The 12325-nt window shown below is 59.4% G+C and carries 1 protein-coding gene; it reads right to left on the bottom strand.

Going from position 1 to position 12325, the window contains the following annotated elements:
- Positions 1-11968: beta strand repeat-containing protein (locus tag AC2A1E_RS13295; protein ID WP_484384151.1), on the bottom strand; the 11968-nt coding region annotated here is incomplete at its 3' end.
- Positions 11969-12325: the final 357 nt, after the last annotated feature.

Raw genomic sequence — 12325 nt, 5'->3', positions numbered from 1 at the left:
GCACCACCGGCGGCGTATTGTCCCAGGAAGCGCCGGTCACCACGTTGATGGTGCCACCGTTGGCCGCCAGGGTCTGGGTGGTAATGGTGCTCTCGGCGCTGGACAGCGGTGCCCCACCGGTAAAGTTCAGCGTACCGCCGTCGAGCGTCAGGGCGCGCAGCGTTTCGGTGCTCGGCGTTCCAGCGACCCCCACGGTGGTATTGCTACCGTTGCCCAACGTCAGACTCGCGCCGGTCAGGGCACTGGCGTTGGTATCGGCCAATGAGAAGGTGGTGTTATTCAGCGTCACGTTACCGGTGAAGGCGGTGCCCGCACCGACCCCAAAGTTAAAGGCGTTATTGGCCGTATCGACGTTGACCTGTCCGGCCCCGGTCAGGGTATTGTTCAGGGTAAAGGCGCCGCCGTTGGTGATGTTCAGCGTGCTGGTCGCCTCATTGACGTTCAGTACGGTGGCCGCATTCAGCGCCGTCGTCCCGTTCAGCGTCAGAGAGGAGCCGGTGTTGATGTCCAGCAGGCCGCTAAAGCCCGCCGCATTGTTGCTGCCAGAGAGGTCGATATTGCTGTTGCGCAGCACCCAGTGGCCCGCCCCGCTCAAGGCATTGTTCAGCGCGGTCAACGCCCCGCCCTCAAAGGCAGTAAAGTTCAGCGTACTGCCACTGCCGATACTGACGCCGCCGGTGCCCAGGTTGGCGCTCTGTGAGACGGTCAGGGTACTGCTGTCTATCAGGTCAAACAGCCCGGCAAAGCTACTGTTGGTGCCGGTCAGGGTGGTCGCCGCGGCGTTATTGAGCTGCACCGTGGAGCCCGCTATCCCACTCAGGGTGTTGGCCAGCGTCCCGGTGAGGCCATTGAGCAACAACTGGGCGGAGGCCGCCGTGAGGTTGACGTTGGCCGCCGAGGTCCCCAGGTTGGTGGCCGTGCTGACCGTCAGCGCGCCCCCCGCATTGATCGCATGGGTACCGCTGAAGGTGTTGCTGCCGCTCAGGGTCACCGCTGCATCGGTGTTGACTGTCCCGGCCCCGCTCAAGACGTTGGCCAGGGTATCGGCCGCGTTCAGATTCAACGTACCGCCGACCTCCACCACGCTGGTGCCCAAGGCATCGGCGGCGCTCAGCGTCACCGACGCTCCCGACGCAATATGAGTGGTGGCGGACAGACCGCTGTTGGCGGCGCTCAGGGCCAGATCCCCGCCGTTCACGTTCAGCGTGCCGGCCCCGGTCAGGCCACCGGTGGCGGTCGAGGTGCCCCCTGACGACAGGTTCAGCGTCCCGCCCGCCAGATCGAGCACCCCGGTGTTGGTCAGCAGTCCGCTGGTCAACACGCCGGGATCGAGCGTGACCGTGCCCAGGTTGGTCAGGGCGCCCACCGTCTGGCTGAAGTTATTGGTATTGAAGCTGGCGCCACTGTTTACCGTCAGCAGTGAGGTGGCCCCAAAGCCATTGTTGCTGCCCAGCAGCACCGTGCCGCCGGTCACCAGGGTACTGCCGGTGTAGCTGTTCTGGCTGTTGGAGACGGTCAATGCCCCGTTGGTGGCATTAAATACAATGCCGCCCACCCCGGTCAGTTGCGCAGTCAGCTCCTTGTTGGAATCCGGGCTGGCATCGGTGGCAATAATCAGCGCATTAGGGTTGTCTTGCAGCAGATTAATGGCACTCAGGCCATAGTTCAGGTACAGACCTGTCGCGTTCAGGTTGTTGGTATTGGACAATAAGTAGCTATAAGTCGCATCCGCCACATGCACCGCGTTCTGATCGATCCCCGACACCACGCCCTGGCCTGGCGCGACCGCCACACCGTTAATCATCAGCGTCAGGGTATCGGCCCCGCTGGCCGTGGTGGCGTTGATCAGCTGCATCGCCGTCGCCCCCCGGTTTTGCTCCAGGATCGACAGTTTCGGTGGCACCAACGGCGGCGTATTGTCCCAGGAACCCCCGCCCACCACGTTGATGGTGCCGCCGTTGGCGGCCAGGGTCTGGGCGGTAATGGTGCTCTCGGCGCTGGAGAGCGGTGCCCCGCCGGTAAAGTTCAGCATACCGCCGTCAAGCGTCAGGGCGCGCAGCGTTTCGGTGCCCGGCGTTCCGGCGACCCCCACGGTGGTATCGCTGCCTGTGCCTAGCGTCAGACTCGCGCCGGTCAGGGCACTGGCGTTGGTGTCCGCCAATGAGAAGGTGGTGTTATTCAGCGTCACATTGCCGGTAAAGGCGGTGCCCGCCCCCACCCCGAAGTTAAAGGCGTTATTGGCCGTATCGACGTTGACCTGCCCGGCCCCGGTCAGGGTATTGTTCAGGGTAAAGGCCCCGCCGTTGCTGATGTTCAGCGTGCTGGTCGCCTCATTAACGTTCAACACGGTGGCCGCATTCAGCGCCGTGGCACCGTTCAGCATCAACGAGGCACCGGTATTGATGTCCAACAGGCCGCTAAAGCCCGCCGCATTGTTGCTGCCAGAGAGATCGATATTGCTGTTGCGCAGCACCCAGTTGCCTGCCCCGCTCAAGGCATTGTTCAGGGCAGTCAACGCCCCGCCCTCAAAGGCGTTAAAGTTCAGCGTACTGCCACTGCCGATACTGACGCTGCCGGTACCCAGATTGGCGCTCTGCGACACGGTCAGGGTACTGCTGTCTATCAGGTCAAACAGCCCGGCAAAGCCACTGTTAGCCCCCGTCAAGGTGGTGTCCGCGGCATTATTGAGCTGCACCGTGGAGCCCGCTATCCCACTCAGGGTGTTGGCCAGCGTCCCGGTAACGCCATTAAGCAACAACTGGGCGGAGGCATCGGTGAGATCGACGCTGGCCGCCGAGGTCCCCAGGTTGGTGGCCGTGCTGACCGTCAGCGCGCCCCCCGTATTGATCGCGTGGGTACCGCTAAAGGTGTTGCTGCCGCTCAGGGTCACCGCTGCATCGGTGTTGACTGTCCCGGCCCCGCTCAAGACGTTGGCCAGGGTATCGGCCGCGTTCAGATTCAACGTACCGCCGACCTCCACCGCGCTGGTGCCCAACGCATTGGCCGCGCTTGAGGTGATGGATGCCCCGGATGCAATATGGGTGGTGGCGGACAGGCCGCCGTTGGCGGCGCTCAGGGCCAGATCCCCGCCGTTCACGTTCAGCGTGCCGGCCCCGGTCAGGCCGCCGGTGGCGGTCGAGGTGCCCCCTGACGACAGGTTCAGCGTCCCGCCCGCCAGATCAAGCACCCCGGTGTTGGTCAGCAGCCCGCTGGTCAACACGCCGGGATCGAGCGTGACCGTGCCCAGGTTGGTCAGCGCCCCCACCGTCTGGCTGAAGTTATTGGTATTGAAGCTGGCGCCACTGTTTACCGTCAGCAGTGAGGTGGCCCCAAAGCCGTTGTTGCTGCCCAGCAGCACAGTGCCGCCGGTCACCAGGGTACTGCCGGTGTAGCTGTTCTGGCTGTTGGTGACGGTCAATGCCCCGTTGGCGGCATCCAGCACAATGCCACCCACCCCGGTCAGTTGCGCCGTCAGATTTTTGTTGGCGTCCGGGCTGGCATCGGTGGCAATAATCAGCGCATCAGGGGTGTCCAGCAGCAGGTTGATCGCACTCAGGCCATAGTTCAGGTACAGACCCAACGCGCTGGCGGCATTGGTGTTAGATAGGGCGTAATTGTAGGTTGCATCCGCCACATGCTGCGCGTTCTGGTTGATGGCAGAGACCAACCCCAGTGGCGTCACCGCCACGCCGTCAATCATCAGCGTCAGGGTATCGGCCCCGCTGGCCGTGGTGGCGTTGATCAACTGCATCGCCGTCGCCCCCCGGTTCTGCTCCAGGATCGACAGATTCGGTGACACCACCGGCGGCGTATTGTCCCAGGAACTCCCCCCCACCAGATTGATGGTGCCGCCGTTGGCGGTCAGCGTCTGGGTGGTGATGGTGCTCTCGGCGCTGGACAGCGGTGCCCCGCCGGTAAAGTTCAGCGTACCGCCGTCAAGCCTCAGGGCGCGCAGCGTTTCGGTGCCCGGCGTTCCGGCGACCCCCACGGTGGTAGTGCTACCGTTGCCCAACGTCAGCCCGGCCAACGCCAGGGCGCTGGCATTGGTATCGGCCAACGAGAAGGTGGTGTTATTCAGCGTCACATTGCCGGTAAAGGCGGTGCCCGCCCCCACCCCGAAGTTAAAGGCGTTATTGGTGGTATCGACGTTGACCTGCCCGGCCCCGGTCAGGGCATTGTTCAGGGTAAAGACCCCGCCGTTGCTGATGTTCAGCGTGCTGGTCGCCTCATTGACATTCAGTACGGTGGCCGCATTCAGCGCCGTGGCACTGTTCAGCGTCAGAGAAGAAGCGGTATTGATGTCCAGCAGGCCGCTAAAGCCCGCCGCATTGTTGCTGCCAGAGAGATCGATATTGCTGTTGCGCAGCACCCAGTTCCCCGCCCCGCTCAAGGCATTGTTCAGCGCAGTCAAGGCACCGCCCGCAAAGGCGTTAAAGTTCAGCGTACTGCCACTGCCGATACTGACGCTGCCGGTACCCAGGTTGGCGCTCTGCGACACGGTCAGGGTACTGCTGTCTATCAGGTCAAACAGCCCGGCAAAGCCGCTGTTAGCCCCCGTCAACGTGGTGTCCGCGGCGTTATTGAGCTGCACCGTGGAGCCCGCTATCCCACTCAGGGTGTTGGCCAGCGTCCCGGTGAGGCCATTGAGCAACAATTGGGCGGTGGCGTCGGTCAGATTGACGCTGGCCACCGAGGTCCCCAGGTTATTGGCCGTGCTGACCGTCAGGGCACCGTTCGCATTGATCGCGTGGGTACCGCTAAAGGTGTTGCTGCCGCTCAGGGTCACCGCCGCATCGGTATTAATGGTCCCGGCCCCGCTCAATACGTTGGCCAGGGTATCTGCCGCGTTCAGATTAAGCTGGCCGCCGACGTCCACCGCGCTGGTGCCCAGTGCATTGGCCGCGCTCGAGGTGACGGATGCCCCCAGCAGGATATGGGTGGTGGCTGACAGACCACCGTTGGCGGCGCTCAGGGCCAGATCTCCGCCGTTGACGTTCAGCGTGCCAGCCCCGGTCAGGCCGCCAGGGGCGGTCGAGGTGCCCCCTGACGACAGGTTCAGCGTACCGCCCGCCAGATCGATCGCCCCGCTGTTGGCCAGCAGTCCGCTGCTCAACACGCCGGGATCGAGCGTGACCGTGCCCAGGTTGGTCAGCGCCCCCACCGTCTGGCTGAAGTTATTGGTATTGAAACTGGCGCCGCTCGCCACCGTCAGCAATGAGGTGGCACCGAAAGCATTATTGCTCCCCAGCAGCACTGTGCCGCCGGTTACCTGGGTGCTGCCGGTGTAGCTGTTCTGGCTATTGGTGACGGTCAACGCCCCGTTGGTGGCATCCAATACAATGCCGCCCACTCCGGTCAGCTGTGCGGTCAGATTTTTGTTGGCGTCCGGACTGACATCGGTAGCAATGATTAGCGCGTCGGGGTTGTCCAGCAGCAGGTTGATCGCACTCAGGTCGTAGTTCAGGTACAGGCCATTCGCGCTGGCCGCATTGGTATTGGATAACGAATAGTGGTAAGTCGCATCCGCCACATGCTGCGCGTTCTGGTTGATGGCAGAGACCACCCCCTGTGGCGTCACTTCTACACCGTCAATCGTCAGCGTCAGGGTATCGGCCCCGCTGGCCGTGGTGGCGCTGATCAACTGCATCGCCGTCGCCCCCCGGTTCTGCTCCAGGATCGACAGATTCGGTGGTACCACCGGCGGCGTATTGTCCCAGGAACCCCCGCCCACCACGTTGATGGTGCCGCCGTTGGCGGCCAGGGTCTGGGCGGTAATGGTGCTCTCGGCGCTGGACAGCGGCGCCCCGCCGGTAAAGTTCAGCGTACCGCCGTCGAGCATCAGGGCGCGCAGCGTTTCGGTGCCCGGCGTTCCGGCGACCCCCACGGTGGTATCGCTGCCATTCCCCAATGTCAGCCCGGCCAACGCCAGGGCGCTGGCATTGGTATCGGCCAACGAGAAGGTGGTGTTATTCAGCGTCACATTGCCGGTGAAGGCGGTGCCCGCACCGACCCCGAAGTTAAAGGCGTTATTGGCCGTATCGACGTTGACCTGCCCGGCGCCAGTCAAGGTATTGTTCAGGGTAAAGGCGCCGCCGTTGGTGATGTTCAGCGTGCTGGTCACATCGTTGACATTCAGTACGGTGGCCGCATTCAGCGCCGTCGTCCCGTCTAAGGTCAGAGTGGAGTTGGTGTTAATGTCCAACAGGCCGCTAAAGCCCGCCGCATTGCTGTTACCCGAGAGATCGATATTGCTGTTGCGCAGCACCCAGTTGCCCGCCCCGCTCAATGCATTGTTCAGCGCGGTCAAGGCGCCGCCCTCAAAGGCAGTAAAGTTCAGGGTGCTGCCAATGCTGACGCCGCCGGTGCCCAGATTGGCGCTCTGCGACACGGTCAGGGTACTGCTGTCTATCAGGTCAAACAGGCCAGCAAATCCACCGTTGGTGCCGGTCAGTGTGGTGGCGGCGGCGTTATTGAGCTGCACCGTGGCGCCCGCTACCCCACTCAGGGTGTTGGCCAGCGTACCGGTGAGGCCATTGAGCAACAGTTGGGCGGTGGCGTCGGTCAGATTGACGCTGGCCACCGAGGTCCCCAGGTTATTGGCCGTGCTGACCGTCAGGGCACCGTTCGCATTGATCGCGTGGGTACCGCTAAAGGTGTTGCTGCCGCTCAGGGTCACCGCCGCATCGGTATTAATGGTCCCGGCCCCGCTCAATACGTTGGCCAGGGTATCTGCCGCGTTCAGATTAAGCTGGCCGCCGACGTCCACCGCGCTGGTGCCCAGTGCATTGGCCGCGCTCGAGGTGACGGATGCCCCCAGCAGGATATGGGTGGTGGCTGACAGACCACCGTTGGCGGCGCTCAGGGCCAGATCTCCGCCGTTGACGTTCAGCGTGCCAGCCCCGGTCAGGCCGCCAGGGGCGGTCGAGGTGCCCCCTGACGACAGGTTCAGCGTACCGCCCGCCAGATCGATCGCCCCGCTGTTGGCCAGCAGTCCGCTGCTCAACACGCCGGGATCGAGCGTGACCGTGCCCAGGTTGGTCAGCGCCCCCACCGTCTGGCTGAAGTTATTGGTATTGAAACTGGCGCCGCTCGCCACCGTCAGCAATGAGGTGGCACCGAAAGCATTATTGCTCCCCAGCAGCACTGTGCCGCCGGTTACCTGGGTGCTGCCGGTGTAGCTGTTCTGGCTGTTGGTGACGGTCAACGCCCCGTTGACGGCATCCAACACAATGCCACCCACCCCGGTCAGCTGCGCGGTCAGATTTTTGTTGGCATCCGGGCTGGCATCGGTGGCCACAATCAGCGCATCAGGGGTGTCCAGCAGCAGGTTGATCGCACTCAGGTCGTAGTTCAGGTACAGACCCAACGCGCTGGCGGCATTGGTGTTAGACAGGGCGTAATTGTAGGTTGCATCCGCCACATGCTGTGCGTTCTGGTTGATGGCAGAGACCAACCCCAGTGGCGTCACCGCCACACCGTCAATCATCAGCGTCAGGCTATCGGCCCCGCTGGCCGTGGTGGCACTGATCAGCTGCATCGCCGTCGCCCCCCGGTTCTGCTCCAGGATCGACAGATTCGGTGACACCACCGGCGGCGTATTGTCCCAGGAACTCCCCCCCACCAGATTGATGGTGCCGCCGTTGGCGGTCAGCGTCTGGGTGGTAATGGTGCTCTCGGCGCTGGAGAGCGGCGCACCGCCGGTAAAGTTCAGCGTCCCGCCGTCGAGCATCAGGGCGCGCAGCGTTTCGGTGCCCGGCGTTCCAGCGACCTCCACGGTGGTATTGCTACCGTCGCCCAACGTCAGACTCGCGCCGGTCAGAGCACTGGCGTTGGTGCCTGCCAGTGAGAAGGTGGCATTGTTCAGGGTCACGTTACCGGTGAAGGCGGTGCCCGCACCCACCCCGAAGTTAAAGGCGTTATTGGCCGTATCGACGTTGACCTGCCCGGCCCCGGTCAGGGTATTGTTCAGGGCAAAGGCCCCGGTGTTGCTGATGTTCAGCGTGCTGGTGGCGTCGTTGACGTTCAGCACGGTGTTCGCATCCAACGTCGTGGCACCGTTCAGCGTCAGCGAGGCGCCGGTGTTGATGTCCAGCAGGCCGCTAAAGCCCGCCGCATTGCTGTTGCCAGAGAGATCGATATTGCTGTTACGCAGCACCCAGTTCCCCGCCCCGCTCAACGCATTGTTCAGCGCAGTCAAGACACCGCCGGCAAAGGTGTCATAGGTCAGGGTACTGCCACTGCCGATACTGACGCTGCCGGTACCCAGGTTGGCGCTCTGCGACACGGTCAGGGTGCTGTTGCCCGTCAGATCAAACAGCCCGGCAAAGCCGCTGTTGGTGCCGGTCAGGGTGGTGGTGGCGGCGTTATTGAGCTGCACCGTGGAGCCCGCTATCCCACTCAGGGTGTTGGCCAACGTCCCGGTGAGGCCATTGAGCAACAACTGGGCGGAGGCCGCCGTGAGGTTGACGTTGGCCGCCGAAGTCCCCAGGTTGGTGGCCGTGCTGATCGTCAGCGCGCCCCCCGTATTGATCGCGTGGGTCCCGCTAAAGGTGTTGCTGCCGCTCAGGGTCACCGCCGCATTGGTATTGACTGTCCCGGCTCCGCTCAAGACGTTGGCCAGGGTATCTGCGGCATTGAGATTAAGCTGCCCACCCACCTCCACCGCACTGGTGCCCAACGCATTGGCCGCGCTTGAGGTGATGGATGCCCCGGACGCAATATGGGTGGTGGCAGATAGGCCACTGTTGGCGGCGCTCAGGACCAGATCTCCGCCGTTCACGCTCAGCGTGCCGGCCCCGGTCAGGCCGCCGGTGGCGGTCGAGGTGCCCCCTGACGACAGGTTCAGCGTACCGCCCGCCAGATCAAGCACCCCGGTGTTGGTCAGCAGTCCGCTGGTCAACACGCCGGGATCGAGCATAACCGTGCCCAGGTTGGTCAGTGCCCCCACCGTCTGGCTGAAGGTATTGGTATTAAAACTGGCACCGCTCGCCACGGTCAGCAATGAGGTGGCGCCCAAGGCATTGTTGCTGCCCAGCAGCACCGTGCCGCCATTCACCGTAGTGCTACCCGTGTAGGAGTTCGAGCTATTGCTCAACGTCATAAGGATGTTATCTGCACCAATCGCCAGATTACCCGTACCGGTCAATTGAGCCGTTAATATGGAATCTGTTGCGCCGGCAGACGATAAGGTCAAGGTTTGGCCGGACTGGATATCAGCCCGCGTCAATTGTGTTGCCACACTCAGGCCAAGATTGCTGTTGAGGCTATAGTCGTAGGTATTTTTAGAAACGACATTACCTCCTTGCAGATAATCGCTGATAGTGCCGCTACCCAAACTGTTACCCGCACTGTCCAGCAGCGTCAGTTGTGCTAAATCCGCTGCTGATAGAGTATTGGCGCTCTTCACCAGATCGGTGTTAACACCATTGTCTTGATCGAGCAAGTTGCCTGAGGTGATACCCGCAGCATCTACTTTTACCGTACTGGCATTCGTTACTGTCAGCGTATCTGTTGTTATTAGGCTGCCGCTGGCAAATTCGGTTGTCCCTCCATCCATCGTCACATTGCCAACATTTTGGTTGGCAGGCCCCACCGTCGTAACACTCCCTGAAGAGGTTTTTAACGTCGCAGCAGCTAATGTGTCGGTATTGATACCCGTGAGAGAGAAGGCAACATTTTTGAGATCAACCGTACCAGTAAACACGGAGCCAGCTCCAGCACCGAAGTTGAAGGCATTATTACCGTTGTCAATATTCAATAAACCTGTTCCCGTTAAGGCATTACCCAACAGCGATATGGTATTCAGGTCTAGCGTACCCGCCAGCGCTACCGCTGCGGTACCGAACTGGTTGGCATTATTGGCCGCCAGCGTTCCGCCCAGATCCACATCCCATGTGCCTGCAAAAGTGCTGGCATTCTGTAATGTGACATTGCCTTGCGCCAAAACCTCTGCGTTACCGGTTCCTTGTAGTGTTCCAGCAAATAAACCGTTGAATGTCTGGCCAAAAGCTAAACGGCTGTTGCTATCAAGATTGACGTTACCACCTGAAATATTGGCGGCATCGCTCAAGGTGAGGTCCGCTGTGTTGAAATTGATGTTGGTGAAGTTCTGGATACGTGTCGCAGCAGCCAGCGTATCGGTGGAATTATTGAAATTCAGCGTGTTATTACCGCTTCCTGCATTAAGAGAACCCAGGTAAGTATTGCCAAGCGTCAGATTACTAAGAGTAAAGGTATCGTCGCCGGTGCCTGTCACAATGGATGCGACAGAAGCGCCATTGTCAATGGTGACACTATTATTGCCTGCGCCTAAGTCTATCAGGCCTTCACTGACGGAAGTGGCACCCAACATTAAAACATCATCACCAGAACCGGTTGTCAGCATTCCGGACTGCGTACCATTATTGTTGATAGTATTGGCCGCATTATTGGCAAAAGTGACAGCACCATTTATTTGCCCTTGATTGTTCAGCGTTTTCCCGGCGGCTCCGGTAAAACTGATGGCAGTTGCGCCAGAGGCATCAATCTGGGCATTAGCGCCAATCGTTGTGGTATTGTTTGTTACGCCATCATTAACAACCAGGCCTGTCCCGCCACTGTTGGTGACATTCACCAGCAGATTGACGCTACCAAAATCGACACCACCGCCCGTAACATTAATCCCTTTACCTGCCCCTGTAATATTGAGGTCCAAGGCTTCAGGGCTCCAACCATCCAGGGCCGTATTGGCAGTTGAAATGGCTGTACCTACCCCGGAAACATTAATGGCGTTGCGGCCATTGGGGCTGGTCGCAAAGGTGACACCGGTAATGTTATCAAAACCAATGCCGTCGAGCAGATTGATGTGGGTATTACTCAGTGTTAAGGCGGCATTATCACTTTTGGCAATTGCCTTGCCGCTACCATTAATATTTATGGTGGTGTCGGTAACGGAATGCGTCTCGGTATTGCCAGCAGCAATGGTAATGCCGTCGGCAGCATTGCTGGTATTGATGGTGCCACCTGTCAAATTTAACCCGGCATTGCCGAGAACGTTAATCGCCGTCCCTCCAGAAGCATTAATCTCGCCTCCGGTGTTATCAACGGTCATTGATTTAATTACTGAGGAGTTTAAGGCGATGCCCGCCGTCGTGCTGTTGATCGTGCCATTATTAGCAATGTTAACTGCGCCCGTACCGTTATGGGTTGCGGAGATACCGGTTGCAGCCCCAATAGTGCCAGCGGAGCGGATGTAAATGCCACTGGCATTACCCGCGTTTTTTGTCGCTAAAATCCCTGCACCGGTGGCCTGTAAAATCGATCCCGTTGCCAGGTTATAGATCACATCCGTAGGCCCAGCCGCGCCATTGTTGAGGCCTGTGGTATTAGTGGCCAAGTTATCAATCGCATTACCTGAAATGATCCCACCACCTGTCGCACGTGCCTGCAGGATAATTTTTGCGCCTGAACCAAAGCCGGTTACCGGATCATAACTGCCGATGAGCACACCCCGATTGTTATTGGTTCCGCTGAGGACATCCTGGTTGGCGATTAACTCGAAGGCAGAACCATCGGCAAAGGTGTAGACAAAAGCATCGATACCATTGCTACCGGTATCGGTCAGGTTGGCTGTTGAACCTGTTCTATCAATCTTGACGTCAGCACCATTGAGAAAATCCATGGTTGCCGTATTATTGGTGGCGCCGGTATTATGGAAAGAGACAGCGGTACCCAAGTGGGTGACGTGAAATCTACCGGTAAATACCAGTTTATTAACTTCACCGATTTCCTGGTTCCTATCGTTAACCACCACATCGTTACCGATATTGCCGAATGTCATAACGCTATTGGTAGCATCACCATTGCCCCCCATAAAAACGAGCTGGGAAACACCAAGAAAATCAATGTTGTTATAAATCACATTAACGGCTGTACTGGAGCCGTTTACGCTGACCATTGTGTAGTAGTTGGCTGAATTGATCTGGGACATATTCTGTAGCGTTAAGCTTTTAGTCCCTGAAGTCACCCTCAAGCCATTTGTGGTGGTATTAGAAACGGTTAAACCATAAAGCCCGTTACCATCAATCACCACATCTTGATTGCTCAGATTGACAGCGACGTTCTGAGTCAGTGGGATGTCAGCACCCAGAATAACTTTGTCATAAGTCCCATTGGATAACGCGGTAATAAGCTCTGCCTGGGTCGAGACGGTAATCTCAAGCGCGTAGGCTGAATTGATGCCAAATAAAGCAAGGTAACTCAAAGACAACGTAATGAGATTTTTTCTTAAATTTTTTGGAAGATTGTCTTTATTAACAATGGGCAAGTCACTTTCGGTGAGTAAACT

Source organism: Serratia sp. HNCC26DJ206 (assembly GCF_057180605.1).
Note: the sequence above shows the minus strand (reverse complement) of the source record. Positions and strands in the feature narration are given on the sequence as shown.